This window comes from Pedobacter sp. Leaf194, assembly GCF_001423945.1.
GTDB lineage: Bacteria > Bacteroidota > Bacteroidia > Sphingobacteriales > Sphingobacteriaceae > Pedobacter.
Window position 1 is genome coordinate 306,343 of record NZ_LMPU01000008.1, and the last position, 17,302, is coordinate 323,644.

Below are 17,302 nucleotides of genomic sequence, written 5' to 3' on the forward strand. Positions count from 1 at the left end.
CTTAACCAATACACAAGGGAAATTGTTTCCCGTAAAAAACCGCTTCTTTAAAAAGAAATACTGTAATGCCATCGCCAGATAGAAAATAAAAATAAAATTTGTAAATATCATTTTCTTATCTAACTTTGAAAAACAAAGCACTTTTAAAATGAGCACTCAAGAAGAACAATTAGATGCATTGAAAGATATCAGACAAATGATGGATAGGTCTTCCCGATTTATTTCGTTAAGTGGTTTATCTGGTGTATTTGCAGGTGTAATTGCCTTGATAGGCGCTTATTTTGCCAATGAGGAGATAGAAAAGTTTTTAACCGGACGTGGTTACAGCATGGGTGTTCAGGGCGAAATTGATTTAGAATATAACCTGATAAAGCTTGCGCTCATTATCCTGTTTGTAGCGTTGGCAGGCGGAATTCTATTTACCTACAGGCAGAGCCAGCGAAATAATTTACCCATTTGGGATAAAACTTCAAAATCTCTGATTGTAAATCTTTTCTTCCCTGTTGTAACGGGCGGTTTGTTTATCTTCGCATTGTTGTTTAACCACCCAAATACTTACAGCATAATTGCACCAACCTGTTTAATATTTTACGGATTGGGACTTATCAATGCAAGTAAATATACCTACAGCGATATTCGGTACCTGGGCTACCTGGAAGTTTTATTAGGCTTAATCTGCATGTTTAATGTAGGTTACGGACTAATTTTCTGGGCGATTGGTTTTGGCGCTTTACACGTTGTTTATGGTCTTTTAATGTATTTTAAATACGAAAGAGCCAAATAGATGAAAAACCCGATAGCAGATTTAAATAAAATATTCGACAGCCGGATTCGGCTGGGTGTAATGTCTGTACTTGTGGTGAATAATGAGATTGCCTTTAACGATTTAAAGCAAATGCTTGAACTAACTGATGGTAACCTGGCATCGCACCTAAATACACTAGAGCAGGCCGAATTTATCAAAGTACACAAAGGCTTCATCGGCCGAAAAACCAGTACAACCTACTCTATTACCGATTTAGGAAAACAGGCTTTTAAAGCGCACCTTGATGCACTTGAAAAAATGATTAAAAAACTATAAAATTTTTTTTGATAATATACTTTGAAATACAAAGCACTTTTAAACTAATAAAAATGAAAAATAAATCTAATTTCCTCATCCTTTCCGCAATAATCGGAGGACTGCTCTTTAGCTTGTTATTTTGGCAGGAAAGATTGGCCCTTAACCTGCTTATTTACAGCATTTACTTAATCGGGATAACATATCTTAATCCAGATGTTGTTAAGGGTAAAAAGCTTTACATTTTTGCATTTGCACATCTTTTTTCTGCGGTTTTGGTTGTGGTAAACAATTCAGCATTAACACAGGTTTCGTACTATATAAGTCTGCTTGTTTGTGTAGGTTTTAGCCATCACCAAAAATTAAGGACTGTTTTTATGGCCATTATGGCGGCAATTCTGCAAATGTTTACTGCACCTTTTAACGTTTTAAGGAATTTAAGCGCAATTAGCGTTGGAAATTTCAACTTAAAACCGGCTTTCAAAATTGTTAAGTATGTTTTTATTCCTGCCGTTATTGTGGTGGTATTTGCTTGCTTATATTCGGCTGCAAGCAGTGTATTTGCCCATTATGCTGAGGCAGCACTGATTAATATTGGCGATTTTTTTGAGCATGTTTTCGGCTTCATTTTTGAAGATTTAAGCTTCGGCCGGTTTATGCACTTCTGCTTTGGCTTGGCGGTAACAGCCGGCCTACTAATCGCGTTTTTTGATAAAAGCCTGCAAGAAATTGAAATTAAATGCAAAGAGCAACTGGTACGAATTAGAAACCGTGCAAACCAAAAAACCCTTTGGTTTGAAGCCGCAAAGGTTTTTAGTGGCAGCTTGTTAACTAAAAAGCTGGCGTTAAAAACTGAATTTATTATTGGGCTAATCTCATTCGCCGCTTTAAATTTACTATTGCTCTTTTTAAATTTAATTGATATTACAACCCTTTGGTTCGGTTATAAACCTGTAGGCAATTTCTCTGCAGATTTGCATGATGGCACAAATTCGTTAATTTTCAGTATTGCTTTGGCCATGGCAATTATTATCTACTTTTTTAGGGGAAACCTAAATTTTTACAGCAAAAACAAAACATTGCAACTCCTCGCCTTCGCCTGGATGATACAAAATGCGATTTTGGTTATCTCTGTTTTAATTAGAGCTGGCTATTACATCGAATTTTACGGGCTAACCTACAAACGAATTGGGGTTTGCATATTTTCATTACTCTGCATTATTGGTTTAGCTAGTGTTTACATTAAGGTTGCTAAACAAAAAACGTTCTTTTATTTGGTTAAGGTTAATGGTACAATATGGTTTGTGTTGCTGCTTGCTTTTAGTATAATCAACTGGGATATTTTTATTGTAAAATATAACCTTTCACATGCCGAATCCATCTCAGTTGATGCCGATTATTTGCTCTCATTATCAGACAAAACATTGCCGGTTCTAGATAAAAACAGAATGAAACTGCAGCATACAGAATCGAGAAGCGATTATGGGATGGAAATTGCCAAACCAGCAACACTTTTGGCAAATCAAAGTAAACTGAACCAACGGATTGGCTTTTTTAAAGAGCGTTACCAACAAGTAACCTGGGTATCATGGAATCTGCAGGATTGGAATACAGCGCAGTATTTTAACATTAACAAATAAAAAAACAACATAATCATAAAAACAAATATTAACTTTTAACATCATGAAAAATCAATTAGAAATCAATTCATCAAAACTGAGAGTAACCATCATTTTTGTCGTTACTGCATTAATCTTAAGCATTCCGTTAATCGCAATGCAATTTACCAACGAAGTAAACTGGGATTTTAAAGATTTTATTGCAGCCGGAATCCTCTTGTTAAGTGCGGGTTTCGCAATCGAATTTGTAATTCGCAAGGTACATACAGGCACTTTGAGAACGGTTTTATTTCTAGTGATTCTACTGGCGTTGTTTTTAATATGGGCAGAAATGGCTGTAGGTATTTTCGGTTCGCCAATTGCAGGAAGCTAATATTAGCTAAATGAGGGAAATTGGTTTGCCAGGGCGTACAAACTTCAAAAATAAACCCGATAGTATGGATGCCGATTTTTTCTATCGGCAGGAAGGATAGCGGGACTGCTTTTACCGATAAACACAAAACGTTCATTTTCTAGAAAAAATCGGTGATTTCTATTTGTTTAAAGGCTTTGAAATTGTAGCTTTGGGCAAATTTTGTAGCAAATGAATATTCACGAATACCAGGGTAAACAAATATTAAAAAGTTTCGGTGTTAACGTTCAAGAAGGAATTGTTGCCGATACTCCAGAGCAGGCTGTAGAGGCTGCAAAGCAATTAAAAACTGATTATAACTCTGATTGGGTTGTAATTAAGGCTCAAATCCACGCTGGTGGCCGCGGTAAAGGTGGTGGTGTTAAATTAGCCAAAAACCTTGATGAAGTTAAGCAACGTGCTACCGATATTATTGGTATGCAACTAGTTACACCTCAAACCGGACCTGAAGGTAAATTAGTGAGTAAAGTTTTGGTTGCACAGGATGTGTATTATCCGGGAGCATCTGAAACTAAGGAATTTTACATTTCTGTTTTGTTGGATCGTGCTGCCGGCCGTAACATCATCATGTACAGTACCGAAGGTGGTATGGATATTGAAGAAGTTGCTGAGCATACGCCGCACTTAATTTTCAAAGAAGAAATAGATCCTAAAGTTGGCTTACAAGGTTTCCAGGCCCGTAAAATTGCTTTCAATTTAGGTGTTAGTGGTGCTGCGCACAAAGAAATGGTGAAGTTTGTAACTGCCTTGTACAAAGCATACGAAGCAACTGATTCTTCAATGTTCGAAATTAATCCCGTTTTAAAAACATCTGATGATAAAGTTATCGCTGTTGATGCGAAAGTTAATTTAGATGAAAACGCCTTATTCCGTCACGCTGATTACGCTGCAATGCGTGATGTTACGGAAGAAGATCCAATGGAAGTTGAAGCAAGCGCAAGTAATTTAAACTTCGTTAACCTTGATGGAAACGTTGGTTGTATGGTTAATGGCGCTGGTTTAGCAATGGCCACAATGGATATTATTAAATTAGCTGGTGGCGAGCCTGCTAACTTTTTAGACGTTGGTGGAACTGCAAATGCACAAACCGTTAAAGCGGCTTTCAACATCATTTTAAAAGACCCTAACGTTAAAGCCATCTTAATAAATATTTTTGGCGGTATTGTTCGTTGCGACCGTGTTGCCCAAGGTGTTATCGATGCTTACAACGAAATCGGCAATATCCCTGTGCCAATTATCTGTCGTTTACAAGGCACAAACGCAGAAGAAGCTAAGAAATTAATTGACGAATCAGGCCTTAAAGTTTATTCGGCAATTGCATTAAAAGAGGCAGCCGATTTAGTAACTAAAGTATTGGCCGGACAAGCATAGCTTAAGCTTAAAGCAGAAATTATAAAGTATAAAAACCTTTCAGTGCGAACTGGAAGGTTTTTTTGTTTAGTTAGCGCACCGCAGGTTTTGTTATGCTGTGGAATATTAGCCCCAATTCCTATTATCTGAAAAGCAGGTTCCTGTGTGCTTCGGTTTCGATAGTCCCGCTTTCCATTACAAGCCCAATTGAAAATTGGGGCTTTTCATTTCTATCGGGTTTATTTAACACAATCCTGTTTAAAGCACACAATTTTTAAAACCCATTAATTTTTCTGTGGCTTATCTGTTTCTGTGGCAAAAAATTTCCTGGCAAGTTGGATGGGTAGTAGGACAAAACTTACGAAGTTTCTCCCCTCACACTCCTGCCCTTTCTAAACCTAGTAAGTTAAAGCGAGCGAAATTCCAGAATATCGCCGGGCTGGCAATCCAGAACCTTGCAGATGGCTTCCAGCGTTTCTAACCGAATGGCTTTTGCTTTACCCGTTTTTAATATAGATAAGTTAGACATTGTGATGCCAACCTGTTCACTTAATTGAGTAAGCGACATTTTGCGACGGGCAAGCATTACATCTAAATTTATTATTATTGGCATGAGCAGCTTTGAAGGTAAAGTTAAATCGTTAAATCGTTTTCCTCTTTTAGCTTTTTATTCCTGTTTAAGATTCCCGAGGTATAAAAAATAACTAAAGTTATAATAATAAAACCAAGATTCGGGATTATGACGCGGGGCCAAATTTCTTTAAAAAGAAAAGCAGGACTGCTAAAGTCAACAGAATAAAGTGCAGCTTTATTAATTGCGATTTTCAAATATATCAGGTATATAACTGTAAGCAAAGGAAGCCATTTTAAAGCGTTAAGGGGTTTAACAAGCTTCTCTGAAAGAGAAAACTGAGGCGATACCTTTACAATGCTATCGAGAAACACAAAAAACATTACATAGAATATCGAGCCAATTGAATTATATCGGTCAGTTAAATCAAAAAAACTGATGCCGGTTAGCAGACTGAGAAAGGTTAATATGCCAAATATTCTAATAAAAATTTTCAATAACAGCACCATCCAATAGTTCGAGCTCGTGTTTTTGATCTTCCAAATAAGAAATTTTATAAAAGTCATAATTTTATAATATTGAATAACCAAACATAAAAATTTAATTGTTGTTTTGCAAGTATAATTTATTGTAAATCAATAAATTTTTATTACTTATCAGTTATAAGTCACTAACGGGCATGAGAACTGCCAAAAACATTATTGGAATGATTTTTGTTGTAAGTAAAACTATAAAAAACGTGTGCAAACAGCAACATTTTCAGTATTTTATCCTTTCGGATTGCTATACAATTTCGTAACTTTGCACACTTCAATAATTTAAGAGCACACAAAACGTATAAATGAGACAACTCAAGATAACGCAATCCATTACCAACCGTGAAAGTCAGTCGTTAGATAAGTACCTACACGAAATTGGTAAAGTAGATTTAATAACAGCAGAGGAAGAGGTAATTTTAGCAAGAAAGATTCGTGAAGGCGATCAAGCTGCATTAGAGCGATTAACTAAAACCAACTTACGTTTCGTAGTATCTGTTGCAAAGCAATATCAAAATCAGGGCTTAACTTTAGGAGATTTAATTAACGAAGGTAACCTAGGTTTAATTAAAGCGGCAAAACGTTTTGATGAAACCAAAGGTTTCAAATTTATTTCTTACGCAGTTTGGTGGATTCGTCAGTCGATTTTGCAAGCAATTGCTGAGCAAAGCCGTATTGTACGTTTGCCTTTAAACCAGGTTGGTTCATTAAGTAAAATCAGTAAAGCCTTCTCTAAATTAGAGCAAGAATACGAACGCGAGCCTTCTCCGGAAGAACTGGCAGATATATTAGAAACAACAGTTGATAAAATTTCTGACACGTTAAGCAATTCAGGTCGCCACGTATCAATGGATGCGCCATTTGTTCAAGGTGAAGAAAATACGCTGTTGGATGTATTGGAAAATCATGAACCAAACACTGATAGTTCATTAATTAACGAATCCTTATCAGAAGAAATTAAACGTTCTTTATCTACGCTAACTGAGCGGGAAAGGGAAATTATCGTTTTATTCTTTGGTTTAGGTTCAAATCATCCGCTTTCATTAGAAGAAATTGGTGAGAAATTTAACTTAACACGCGAACGTGTTAGACAGATTAAAGATAAAGCGCTTCAACGCCTGCGTCATACATCGAGGAGCAAAATATTAAAATCTTATTTAGGGTAAATTATTCCTCAAATATTCAAGACATATAAAAGTCAACCAATGGGTTGACTTTTTTTGTTAAATGCCATTTGATATTTTTCTATATATTTAGAAATGCCCACAAGTAATTTCAAAAACTTAATGATAATCTACAAACCGATGCTGTTGTGGAATATTCTGATAAGTTTATTGGCAGGCTTTTTCTTTGTCATCGATGGTTATAAGAAACCGGGCGGCTTCGTAATGACCATTTTTATGAAACCTGTAGGATGGACATTTTCGATAGCTATCGAACGGTTCTTCCTGAAGAAACACAGGTATTTTTATCGAAATATGGGATTTAGTTTTCGAAAAATCCTCAGCAGCTTGATTCTTTATGACATCATCATTCTATTTTTAGTTATAGCCTTCTCTTTACTATGCAGGAACTTTTTATTGACAGTGTTACCAAGCAATTTGATACACGGGCAATTTTAAACGGTGTGTTCATCAATTGCAAGGTTGGCGAAGTTGTTGGTTTACTTGGCAGAAATGGCAGCGGAAAATCGACACTTCTTGAAATCATTTTTGGTACTACCAAAGCTGATTTTAAATACTTAAAACTTAATGATAAACAAATTTCTAAAGGCTATTTATCGGGAAAGATAGCTTATTTGCCACAACACAATTTTATTCCTAATAAACTTACAGTTGCTGCAGCTATTGGAATATTCAGCAAAGAACGTAAAGGTGAGCTACTTAAAGTTAATTTCGTGGCTGGAAATTTAGGGAAAAAATTTCAAGATTTTTCTGGTGGTGAAAGCCGTTTGCTGGAGGCATTGATAATAATTTACAGCGATGCAGATTTTATCCTTTTAGATGAGCCATTTTCACAATTAGCGCCGATGTTAATTGATGAATTAAAGTGTCATATCAATAAGTTAAAACTGGTTAAAGGTTTTCTAATAACCGACCACTATTATAAATCTATATTAGCCGTTGCTGACAGGGTTGTATTGCTTCATAATGGCTGCAACTACCGAATCGAAGGTACTGAAGATTTAGTACTTCACGGTTACCTGCCAACTCCTGGAAATTAAATTTAAACCAAAAAAAAGATCAGCACTTGCTGACCTCTACTCGCTCTATCCAGTTAGCGGCTTGCTGCTTCAATTAAAGCCAATTCCCAACTGGTACTAAAACAACAAGTGTTTAACAGTTAAACCGTTGTTAATCAATTGCTTCAAAGAATCAATTCCAATTCTTAAATGTGTTTCTACGTACTTTTCAGTCACCGAACTATCGCTTTCTGCTGTTTTTACACCTTCCGGAATCATCGGTTGATCGGAAACGAGCAACAAAGCGCCAGCAGGAATTTTGTTGGCAAACGCAGTAGTGAACACAGTGGCAGTTTCCATATCAACAGCCATTGCTCTTAATGTTTTCAAATACCTTTTAAATTCCTTATCGTGTTCCCAAACTCTTCTGTTTGTGGTATAACAAGTTCCTGTCCAGTAATCACGTCCATGATCGCGAATTGTTGTTGAAATTGCTTTCTGCAACGCGAAGGCAGGCAAGGCCGGTACTTCAGCAGGAAGGTAATCATTTGATGTTCCTTCTCCCCTTATCGCGGCAATTGGAAGAATTAAATCGCCCAGTTGATTTTTCTTTTTCAGTCCGCCACATTTCCCCAAAAACAAAACTGCTTTCGGTTTAATGGCTGTAAGCAAATCCATCATTGTTGCCGCCAGCGGACTTCCCATACCGAAGTTTATTATGGTTATGCCGTTTGCTGTAACACTTTGCATAGGTTTGTCTAGACCCATAATCGGCGCATTGTCATTCCATTCAGAAAACATGCTTACATATTTACTGAAATTGGTTAACAGAATATAATCTCCAAACTGATCCAATGGCCTGCCGGTATATCTGGGCAGCCAGTTTTTAACAATTTCTTCTTTCGATTTTAGTCCGGCTTTAACCGGGCTTTCAACCTCTTTCACTTTTTTTGAATTCTCTACAATGGCCTCGTCTTTTTTTACGTCTTTTTCTTCGTTCATATATTTTTATTCCTTTCAATAATATAAGGCTTTATTTTCAAATTAACAAATTCCATTTAAGCAAATTGTTAAGGGCATCCTAACAAAAAGAGCGCTCAAGAAAACTAAACATAATGGTTAAAAAAAATCCCCCCGGTTTTTTCGGGAGGATTTTGATTCTTTCTTTATGCGGCTTGTAACTTTTTAAAGTCGGCCTTTTCAAACTTCTCAATTGCATAATCGAGATTGATGTGTAACTCCTTTACATCTTTTTGTGTCGGCGTATCAAACATCGCATCGAGCATTATCGCCTCGCAAATTGACCGCAAACCACGAGCCCCAAGCTTATACTCCATTGCTTTATCAACGATGAAATCTAAAACATCCTCATCGAAAACCAGTTTTACATCCTCATAATCAAACAACTTTTCATATTGTTTTGTCAAGGCGTTTTTTGGTGCGGTTAAGATATTTCTAAGCGTTTCTTTATCCAGTGGATTTAAATGCGAAAGCACCGGAATACGACCAATTAACTCCGGAATTAAACCAAAAGATTTTAAATCCTGTGGGGTGATGTACTTGTACAAGTTTTTAAGGTCTAACACTGTATCATCCTTTTTCACCTTGTAACCAACAGCCTGAGTACGCAGTCGGTTTGCAATTTTACGCTCGATGCCATCAAAAGCACCCCCGCAGATAAACAAGATGTTGTTGGTATTAACCGGAATCATTTTCTGATCCGGATGTTTACGGCCGCCCTGAGGTGGAACATTAACTATCGTACCTTCCAAAATCTTTAGTAAAGCCTGCTGCACACCTTCGCCAGATACGTCGCGGGTGATTGATGGGTTATCACTTTTACGGGCAACCTTATCAACCTCATCAATGTAAACAATACCACGTTCGGCTGAGGCTACGTCATAGTCTGCCGCCTGCAATAAACGGGTTAGGATACTTTCAACATCTTCACCAACATAACCTGCTTCAGTTAAAACGGTAGCATCGCAGATGCAAAAAGGAACGTGCAAAATTTTCGCGATGGTTTTAGCCAAAAGCGTTTTTCCTGTTCCGGTTTCGCCAACCAACATGATATTCGACTTTTCAATCTCTATCTCGTCTTTATCAATTTTTTGATTTAAACGTTTGTAGTGATTGTAAACCGCAACCGACAACACCTTTTTAGCATCATCCTGACCAATTACATATTGATCTAAATGCTGCTTAATTTCAAGCGGCTTTAGTAAGGTTAAAGTTGATTGAATGCCTTTGCTGTTCTTCGTACCTAATTCCTGAGCAAGCAATTGATTGGCCTGGGTAACACATTTATCGCAGATAAACGCATCCATGCCCTCAATTAACATCAAAGTTTCATGCTTGCCAGAATGGCAAAATGAGCAACGGGATTCTTTATTTTGTTTCGCCATCTTTTTTCGAGTTTCTCGATAATACTTCGTCTACCATACCAAATCCTTTTGCCTCATTGGCAGTCATCCAGTAATCACGGTCTGAAGCTTTTTCAACCCAGTCGTAATCTTGTCCTGAATGCTCAGAAATAATATCGTATAGTTCTTTTTTTAATTTTAACATCTCTCTCAAGTTAATCTCCATATCAGATGCAACGCCTTGTGCACCTCCTGATGGTTGGTGAATCATTACTCTTGAGTGTGGTAACGCTGCACGTTTGCCTTTTGCGCCGGCAACCAGTAAAACCGCTCCCATTGATGCTGCCATACCGGTACAGATTGTTGCAACATCTGGCTGAATGTATTGCATCGTGTCGTAAATGCCTAAACCTGCATATACAGAACCGCCTGGCGAGTTAATGTAAATCTGAATGTCTCTATCTGCATCTGTTGATTGCAAAAACAACAACTGAGCCTGAATGATATTTGCATTCTGATCATAAATAGCATCACCTAAAAAGATGATACGATCCATCATTAATCTCGAAAAAACATCCATTTGTGCAACATTTAGCTGGCGTTCTTCAATAATATATGGCGTCATGTTCTGTGGGTTCATGTTAGCCTGAGCAATAAATTTATCTACATGCAAACCGCCAATACCCTGATGTTTAACGGCAAATTTTCTGAATTCTTGTGAATCTATGTTCATATTTTGATTAGGGTTAAGCGTTTGGCTTTAAAACCTAGTGTTCTAAAACCAATCGACTGTAATTTTAACTATTATTTTCTATAGCTGGTTAATTTCCATGCCAATTTATTTAAATATCTGATTATGTAGGGCAAATCACAACCAGAAATGAAAATCTTGCTTTTTAAAGATAAAACAAATTGAGAAGGCGAACGTTAAAAAATTTGTAATTCTATATCAACCAGCACTTTAAGAATATAAATAACTAAAAATATCAGAAAAAGTTTGGATAAAATAAGAGCAACTCATTGAGTTGCTCCACATTTTAAAAGTATTAAAGAGACTGACAATTGGTCAGCCAAATTGTTATTTTTTGTCTAAAGCGATAAACTTATCGTAATCAATAGTTTGGTCTTCCAAAGTTACAATTGATTTAATTTGTTCGAAAGTTTTAAGGGCTTTTACCTCTTCGAAAGTACGGTTTGCATTTTCCTTTTCCTGCAAGAACTGAACTGCATATTGCGCAAGTTGATCTTCAGGAAGCGGACTTGGGCTGTACATTCTAAACTGAGCATCTAGTTTTGCCTTTGCAGCCGCAACAACATCTTCATATTTAATTTCGATGCTGTTATCTTTAATGATTTTGTTCTCGATTAGCGTCCACTTTAAGTTTTTAGCGAAATCATCATAACCTTCTGCCAATTCCTCATCTGTTAATTTTTCATTGGTGGCTTTTAACCAGCGGCGTAAAAATTCATCAGGTAATTCAAAATTGTGTTTTTCTAAAAGTTGCTCATAAATATCGTTTGATAGCTTACGTTCAGCATCTTGTTTAAACATGCTTTCAACCTCTTCTGTAATTTTTGCTCTAAAACCAGCTTCGTCGGTAACGGTACCTTCACCAAAAAGTTTATCAAAAAACTCCTGGTTTAGGTCTGATTCCTCTAAACGGTTTACATTTTTAACTGTTAACTGGAAATTCGACTTCAATTCTGCTGCATCTTCTTCAGAAATATTTAAAGCCTTTGCAATAACTGATGCATCGCCGAAAGCTTTCTGAATATCTATAGTTACAACATCATCCTTTTTTAAACCTACTAAAGTTTTAAGAATTTTTTTATCGTTAACCTGGTCTAAACGAAGTGTTGCTGAATTGCTAATGCCTCCTTCGAAAATTGAACCGTCATTACCCAGCTGAACTAAATCTGCATAGAGCACATCACCTTCAGCTGACACCTCTGGGTTGGACATTTTGCCATAGCTACGACGGATATTTTTTATACGCTCTTCTAAGGTTTCGTTATCAGCTTTGATAACGTATTGGGTAAATTTATCTTTCGATGAGATGTTAACGTCAAAAGCCGGAGCCAGACCTAATTCATAGTCAAATTCAAAATCATCGGTATTATCCCATTTAAATTCCTTTTGGTCGTCTATTTTAGGTAGTGGCTGACCCAAAATTTCCAGTTTTTGCTCTGCAATGTAATTAGATAGCGTATCATTCAACAAGTTATTCACTTCCTCTACCAAAATACTCTTACCATACATTCTCTTGATGTGAGACGCCGGCACCATTCCTTTACGAAAACCAGGTAATTGTGCTTTTTTAGCTTGATCTTTTATTGCTTTATCTACTTTGCCGGTATAATCTGCAGGTGCAATTTTGATTTTTACAACAGCATTTAAGTTGCCGGTTTTTTCCTGTGTAATATTCATTTCTTTTGAATCAACGTTTTAAAAAACAAAACCGTTCCGATGTTTAAATCGAAACGGCCTTTATCTTATTGTGCGGAAGAAGGGACTCGAACCCCCACGCCGTGAAGCGCCAGATCCTAAGTCTGGTGCGGCTACCAATTACGCCACTTCCGCAGTTAGGATGTATTAAGGACTGCAAAGATAGAAATTAGAATGAAACTTCAAAAAGGAATTACCAAATTTTGTAAAATATTTTTGAAATAAAACGCTAAGTAACTAAGGCTAAGCGAAATTAATTTTTTAGTATTTTACTAATGTTACCTCAACAAATTCTGGTCCACCAGCTAATGGATATCCTTTAACCTTTGTACCTTTAATGGTAACTGTGCGGTCGAGGTATAAATCAAGATTTATTGAGCCAGATTTTAGCGCATAAGTTTTCTGATCACCTTTTAACAAGTGTGTTCCGTACTGATAAGTTGTCATTCCGATTTTTTGGATTTTACCGGTTGCGGTAACATGCTTTGCTCTATTCGAATCTTTGAATGATGTACAGCCAGACATACTGGCAACAAAAAGCGATAAAATGATGAGTTTTTTCATAAGGAGATTTAAACATTTTTAGCTGATGATACAAATCTAAAATAAATTAAGAGGTATCGGCTAGTAAAGTTGCTTTTGAAATTCGAAAAAGTATTGAACAGCCTTCACCAGGCGACTACCATACCAGCTAAACATCTCACCATCAACAAGAATCACTTTCGCTGTTGGAATTGCATTTTGTATTTCCTCGATGTGTTTTTCTTTAAAAGGATAAGGTTCTGATGAGAGTAAAATAAAATCGCAGTTAAGCACCTTAAGCTGATCTAAATCCACCTCTGGATAGCGCTGCTGATGTATTACATTATTCAACCCATTGGTTAGCAATACATCATCAATGAAAGTATTTTTACCAGCGGCCATAAAAGGTTTTCGCCAGATGAGGTATGCTACTTTTTTATTAATTCCGTTTTGAAGGGCGAGTGTTTTAAGATCGTTAAAGCCGGCAGCAACTAAATGATTAAGATATGCGGCTTCTGGTGCCCGATCTACAAGGCTGCCAATTTCCGTTATGGTTTTCATTGCATCATCAAGCGTGAAAATATCGCTCATCCACACCGGAAAAAGTGTTGCCAGTTCTTCAATATCGCTTTGCGTGTTTTCTTCTTTGTTGCCAATAATTAAATCTGGCTTTAAATCCTTTATTAAATCGATATTAAGCTTTTTTGTTCCGCCAACTTTTGTGCGCTCCGCAAATTTCTCAATCGGATGGATGCAAAATTTCGTAAGACCGATAATTTCCTTGTCCATACCCAAATCAAATAATAACTCTGTTTGCGATGGTACTAAAGATATTATCCGCTTTGGCGGAAAATCTACTATCACTTCCCTACCCATTCCATCTAAAAAAGATTTCTGCATGCAGCAAAGTTAAGATTTATTTGTGCGCAGAAAGTTGTACAAAAGCGTAAAATAAAAATTTGCTCAGTTGAAATGTATTCCTCGAAGCACATCGCTTACAACTCAAATTTGCACATCATCCTTAACCACACCATCTGCAATATGTAAAATACGATTTCCATATTCCGCACATTTTTCTGAATGAGTCACCTGAATAATTGTTATGCCTTCCTCCTTATTTAACTTTTGAAAAAGCTGCATAATTTCCTCAGCCTGTGCCGATTGTAAATTACCAGTTGGCTCGTCAGCTAAAATAATTGAAGGTTGCGCCGCCAGGGCTCTTGCGATGCCAACGAGCTGTTGTTGGCCACCAGAAAGCTGATTTGGAAACAAATCCTTTTTAGCAACCATGTTGAACCTGTCCAGTAAGTCTGCAATGCGGCTTTTCCGTTCAGAACCCCCAACTTTCTTGTAAAGTAACGGTGCCTCGATGTTTTCGTAAACTGTCATTTCATCAATTAAATGATAAGCCTGAAACACGAAGCCAATATGATTTCGGTAGAGTTCGATTCGTTTTCGCTCATTTAAGCTTGCTACATCTTCCCCCATAAATTCGTAAGCGCCGTATGTGGGTTCTTCGAGCATGCCCAAAATGTTGAGTAAAGTAGATTTTCCCGCTCCTGATGGCCCCATAATGGAAACAAATTCACCTTGTTTCACGGTTGTGGTTACATGGCGCAGCACATAATGCTTAACGCCTTTGCTCGAGTAGTATTTTTCTATGTTTTTAAGTTCTATCATTTTATTAATATCAGGTATTTGGTAGCAAGTTCTAGTATCGAATATCGCATTAAGGTTCACTCTTTCAGCTTTAAGCGCTCAGCTTTATCTTTTCAGCTTTATTCATATTTAAGTGCGTCAATTGTATTTGCAACTGCAGCTTTATAAGAGCGGATGGATACCGTTATTAACGTAATTGCCATGGAAATGACCATCGCCAGAGCAAAGGGCCAGATGCTGATATCGATTCGATAAGCAAAACCGGAAAGCCATTTGGAAACGAAAAGATAGGCCAATGGCCAGGCAACTAAATTGGCGATAAAAACCATTACCAGAAATGAACCGTTGAGCATTTTTACCAGTTCGATGGTTGAGGCACCCAGCACTTTCCTAATGGCAACTTCTTTTGTTCTTTGTGTTGCCACGAACGAAATCAACCCGAATAAGCCAATAAAAGATATGAAAATGATTACGCCTGCAAAAACTTTAAAAAGCGTTCCCATGATTTTTTCGCCCTGGTAATAGTTGTTGATTTCTTCATTTAGAAAAGATTCGTTGTAAACAGATTCAGGAAAAGTATTCTTCCAAATCTGTTCAACGTTTTTCATTGTTGCCAACATCTGTTTAGCATTTAATTTAATGGCGGCATAAAAAAATCTTGGTTTTAAGGAACCTATTAAAATCGGGTCGATATTTTCGTGTAAGCTCTTGTTTTTAAAATCTTTGATAACGCCAACAATCGGCGCCTTCATGCCACCCAAAGAAATCATTTTTCCAATCGCATCGTTAGGGTTGCGCACATTAAGTTTTTTAAGCAAAGTTTCATTTACCAAATATTCGTTCGTTGTGTCGGATTTTACCAGGTTTCTGCCTGCAACAAGTTTCAAATCAAACGTTTTTAAATAATCCTCATCAGCGTTTTTTGTATTCACCTGGAAATCAGCATCTCTCCCACCATTGTAAGCAAAAGTATTACCGTTATTATTTTGCGAAGATGGTGCTGTTCTGCACAAACTAACTCCTTCAACACCCGAAATTTGCTTTAACTGCGTTTTAAAAGTAGCGAAGCGTTGCGTCGTCAAGCTATCATTCGGTAGGTCGACCATCGCAACTGCTGTCGGATTAAAGCCAAGAGGTTGCTCGCGGATGTATTTCATTTGCTGAAGAATAATCAGCGTGCCAATAATTAGCGTAACAGTGATGGCGAACTGAACAACCACAAGCACTTTTCGTAAACCTAAGCCGCCAGTATTAGCCGAAACTTTGTTTTTTATGGCCAGCGCAGGATTAAACCCTGACATTACAACCGCGGGATAAAAACCCGCAAGTAAACTCACGAAAACCACCAGCATGAGCATGAAAACCAAAATAATCGGGTGTTGAAAAATACTGAACGAAATTTTCGAATCGAATAAACGCTGCATCCCCGGCAAAGCGATTTCTGTTAATACGCTTCCAATTAATAGTGAAATAAGCACAATTGTTAAGGTTTCAGTTAAAAATTGCACTACTAACTGGCCTCTCTGGCTACCCATAACTTTGCGAACACCAACTTCTTTTGAACGACTTACCGCCTGTGCAGTAGCGAGATTTATAAAATTTATTGATGCGGTAATCATCAGGAAGAAACCGATAACGGCCAAACCCCAAAGTTGCTTTTTGGGCATAATTCTGCCAGAAAAACTGCCGTACTTTTCATTGTAGTGAATATCACTTAAAGCTTGAAAAAAATGCCCCTCCTTACCTGGAGCTGCTTCTACATAGTATTTTTTAAGAAACGATTTCAGCGGACCTTCCAGCGTTTCGATTTTTACCTGTGGTTTGAGTTTGAAATAACTTTCGGAGTTTGAGCCCACCGAACCCCATCTGCTTAGGTTTCTACTTTTGAAGGATTTGTATGAAAGCATAACCTTGAGAGGCACCGAGTTATTCTCGGCAACATCATCAATTACACCACTAACAGTATAGCTTGTTTTACCATCGAAATTAAGGCTTTTTCCTGTGGCTAACTTCCAATCGCCGAAGAACTTAGTGGCCATTTCTTTAGAAAGCACGGCATTATTTGGATCGGCAAGTGAATTGTAGTTACCAGCCAGCCATTTGTAATTAAAAACTTCGAAGAAATCGGGTTCAACATAGAACACACTTTCTATTACTTTGAGCTTTTCTTTCCCGGTCTCATCTGCAATTTTTATCAGTCCGGCGCTTTGCTCAATTGCCGAAATTTTATCTATGTATGGCGAAAAATCGTTTCTCATTGCCGGCGTTAGTGGCAACGGAACGCCCTGAGTGTAAAATTGATTTCCATCAGCATAATCGAATGTAGAAACTACGCGATAAATCCTGTCTTCATCTTTAAAGCCTTCATCAAAACTCATTTGATAACGGATAAAAATAAAAATGAGAATACAACTAGCCATCCCGATTGATAAGCCGAGAACATTGATGAATGTATAACCCTTGTTTTTCCAAAGGTTGCGCCAGGCGATTTTTAAGTTAAGTTTAAACATAAGCTCCTCCTAAATCCTCCACTGATGGGCGGATTTCGTTTGTGGTTAAAAATTTATTTCAGTAGTCGTAGT

16 protein-coding genes and 1 tRNA gene are annotated in these 17,302 nt (G+C 37.2%); 7 read left to right on the plus strand and 10 right to left on the minus strand.

Translation table 11 applies throughout. From position 1 onward, the window contains the following. Positions 1 to 148: 148 nt before the first annotated feature. The 5 genes from ASG14_RS08995 (at position 149) to sucC (ending at position 4,462) form a co-directional block, all read left to right on the plus strand. Entirely contained in the window at positions 149 to 784 is a 636-nt protein-coding gene (locus ASG14_RS08995; protein ID WP_056870723.1) for a hypothetical protein, read from the plus strand. Further along, positions 785 to 1,081: a transcriptional regulator gene (locus tag ASG14_RS09000; RefSeq protein ID WP_056091885.1), complete on the plus strand. Its 297-nt coding sequence runs from the start codon at positions 785 to 787 to the stop codon at positions 1,079 to 1,081. Positions 1,082 to 1,134: 53 nt separating this feature from the next. After that, positions 1,135 to 2,700: a DUF4173 domain-containing protein gene (locus ASG14_RS09005; protein WP_056870724.1), complete on the plus strand. Its 1,566-nt coding sequence runs from the start codon at positions 1,135 to 1,137 to the stop codon at positions 2,698 to 2,700. A 43-nt stretch (positions 2,701 to 2,743) separates the two neighbouring features. Next, positions 2,744 to 3,052 carry a hypothetical protein gene (locus ASG14_RS09010; RefSeq protein ID WP_056870725.1) on the plus strand — a complete coding sequence of 103 codons (309 nt, stop codon included), beginning with the start codon at positions 2,744 to 2,746 and terminating at the stop codon, positions 3,050 to 3,052. Between the two features lie 210 nt (positions 3,053 to 3,262). Continuing rightward, on the plus strand, positions 3,263 to 4,462 hold the full coding sequence (gene sucC / locus ASG14_RS09015) for an ADP-forming succinate--CoA ligase subunit beta (protein ID WP_056870726.1): 1,200 nt from the start codon (positions 3,263 to 3,265) through the stop codon (positions 4,460 to 4,462). Positions 4,463 to 4,847: 385 nt separating this feature from the next. On the opposite strand, the gene ASG14_RS09020 is transcribed toward sucC, so the two are convergent. Next, complete coding sequence (locus ASG14_RS09020) at positions 4,848 to 5,054, minus strand: helix-turn-helix transcriptional regulator (protein ID WP_056870727.1); 207 nt, start codon at positions 5,052 to 5,054, stop codon at positions 4,848 to 4,850. A 799-nt stretch (positions 5,055 to 5,853) separates the two neighbouring features. On the opposite strand from ASG14_RS09020, the gene ASG14_RS09030 reads away from it, so the two are divergent. Continuing rightward, a complete protein-coding gene (locus ASG14_RS09030) occupies positions 5,854 to 6,714 on the plus strand; it encodes an RNA polymerase sigma factor RpoD/SigA (RefSeq protein WP_010601359.1) in 861 nt (286 codons plus the stop codon). A gap of 398 nt (positions 6,715 to 7,112) precedes the next feature. Beyond that, positions 7,113 to 7,772, plus strand: a complete 660-nt coding sequence (locus tag ASG14_RS09035) for an ATP-binding cassette domain-containing protein (protein WP_056870729.1) — start codon at positions 7,113 to 7,115, stop codon at positions 7,770 to 7,772. Between the two features lie 96 nt (positions 7,773 to 7,868). On the opposite strand, the gene ASG14_RS09040 is transcribed toward ASG14_RS09035, so the two are convergent. The 9 genes from ASG14_RS09040 to ASG14_RS09080 form a co-directional block, all read right to left on the minus strand. Further along, positions 7,869 to 8,732, minus strand: a complete 864-nt coding sequence (locus ASG14_RS09040) for an AMP nucleosidase (protein WP_056870730.1) — start codon at positions 8,730 to 8,732, stop codon at positions 7,869 to 7,871. 164 nt (positions 8,733 to 8,896) lie between these two features. Then, positions 8,897 to 10,135 (minus strand): ATP-dependent Clp protease ATP-binding subunit ClpX, encoded by a 1,239-nt coding sequence (gene clpX, locus ASG14_RS09045; protein ID WP_056870731.1) that lies wholly within the window; start codon positions 10,133 to 10,135, stop codon positions 8,897 to 8,899. Beyond that, positions 10,119 to 10,826, minus strand: coding sequence for an ATP-dependent Clp endopeptidase proteolytic subunit ClpP (clpP, locus tag ASG14_RS09050; protein WP_056870732.1), 708 nt, complete (start codon positions 10,824 to 10,826; stop codon positions 10,119 to 10,121). Before clpP ends, clpX begins: the two co-directional genes overlap by 17 nt. A gap of 345 nt (positions 10,827 to 11,171) precedes the next feature. Next, a complete protein-coding gene (tig, locus tag ASG14_RS09055; protein WP_056870733.1) occupies positions 11,172 to 12,521 on the minus strand; it encodes a trigger factor in 1,350 nt (449 codons plus the stop codon). 71 nt (positions 12,522 to 12,592) lie between these two features. Then, positions 12,593 to 12,674, minus strand: a tRNA-Leu gene (locus ASG14_RS09060). A gap of 126 nt (positions 12,675 to 12,800) precedes the next feature. Then, positions 12,801 to 13,103, minus strand: coding sequence for a hypothetical protein (locus tag ASG14_RS09065; protein WP_056870734.1), 303 nt, complete (start codon positions 13,101 to 13,103; stop codon positions 12,801 to 12,803). A 60-nt stretch (positions 13,104 to 13,163) separates the two neighbouring features. Then, entirely contained in the window at positions 13,164 to 13,961 is a 798-nt protein-coding gene (locus ASG14_RS09070) for a helical backbone metal receptor (RefSeq protein WP_056870735.1), read from the minus strand. 102 nt (positions 13,962 to 14,063) lie between these two features. Then, a complete protein-coding gene (locus ASG14_RS09075; RefSeq protein WP_056870736.1) occupies positions 14,064 to 14,741 on the minus strand; it encodes an ABC transporter ATP-binding protein in 678 nt (225 codons plus the stop codon). Positions 14,742 to 14,839: 98 nt separating this feature from the next. Further along, a complete protein-coding gene (locus tag ASG14_RS09080) occupies positions 14,840 to 17,230 on the minus strand; it encodes an ABC transporter permease (RefSeq protein ID WP_056870737.1) in 2,391 nt (796 codons plus the stop codon). Positions 17,231 to 17,302: the final 72 nt, after the last annotated feature.

Bases quoted from the DNA above. Each gene is read 5' to 3' on its own strand.
- ASG14_RS09075 (WP_056870736.1), bottom strand. From the start codon at position 14,741: ATGATAGAACTTAAAAACATAGAAAAATACTACTCGAGCAAAGGCGTT.
- clpX (WP_056870731.1), bottom strand. From the start codon at position 10,135: ATGGCGAAACAAAATAAAGAATCCCGTTGCTCATTTTGCCATTCTGGC.
- ASG14_RS09065 (WP_056870734.1), bottom strand. From the start codon at position 13,103: ATGAAAAAACTCATCATTTTATCGCTTTTTGTTGCCAGTATGTCTGGC.
- clpP (WP_056870732.1), bottom strand. From the start codon at position 10,826: ATGAACATAGATTCACAAGAATTCAGAAAATTTGCCGTTAAACATCAG.
- ASG14_RS09010 (WP_056870725.1), top strand. From the start codon at position 2,744: ATGAAAAATCAATTAGAAATCAATTCATCAAAACTGAGAGTAACCATC.
- ASG14_RS09070 (WP_056870735.1), bottom strand. From the start codon at position 13,961: ATGCAGAAATCTTTTTTAGATGGAATGGGTAGGGAAGTGATAGTAGAT.
- ASG14_RS09030 (WP_010601359.1), top strand. From the start codon at position 5,854: ATGAGACAACTCAAGATAACGCAATCCATTACCAACCGTGAAAGTCAG.
- ASG14_RS09020 (WP_056870727.1), bottom strand. From the start codon at position 5,054: ATGCCAATAATAATAAATTTAGATGTAATGCTTGCCCGTCGCAAAATG.
- ASG14_RS08995 (WP_056870723.1), top strand. From the start codon at position 149: ATGAGCACTCAAGAAGAACAATTAGATGCATTGAAAGATATCAGACAA.
- tig (WP_056870733.1), bottom strand. From the start codon at position 12,521: ATGAATATTACACAGGAAAAAACCGGCAACTTAAATGCTGTTGTAAAA.
- sucC (WP_056870726.1), top strand. From the start codon at position 3,263: ATGAATATTCACGAATACCAGGGTAAACAAATATTAAAAAGTTTCGGT.
- ASG14_RS09035 (WP_056870729.1), top strand. From the start codon at position 7,113: ATGCAGGAACTTTTTATTGACAGTGTTACCAAGCAATTTGATACACGG.
- ASG14_RS09000 (WP_056091885.1), top strand. From the start codon at position 785: ATGAAAAACCCGATAGCAGATTTAAATAAAATATTCGACAGCCGGATT.
- ASG14_RS09080 (WP_056870737.1), bottom strand. From the start codon at position 17,230: ATGTTTAAACTTAACTTAAAAATCGCCTGGCGCAACCTTTGGAAAAAC.
- ASG14_RS09005 (WP_056870724.1), top strand. From the start codon at position 1,135: ATGAAAAATAAATCTAATTTCCTCATCCTTTCCGCAATAATCGGAGGA.
- ASG14_RS09040 (WP_056870730.1), bottom strand. From the start codon at position 8,732: ATGAACGAAGAAAAAGACGTAAAAAAAGACGAGGCCATTGTAGAGAAT.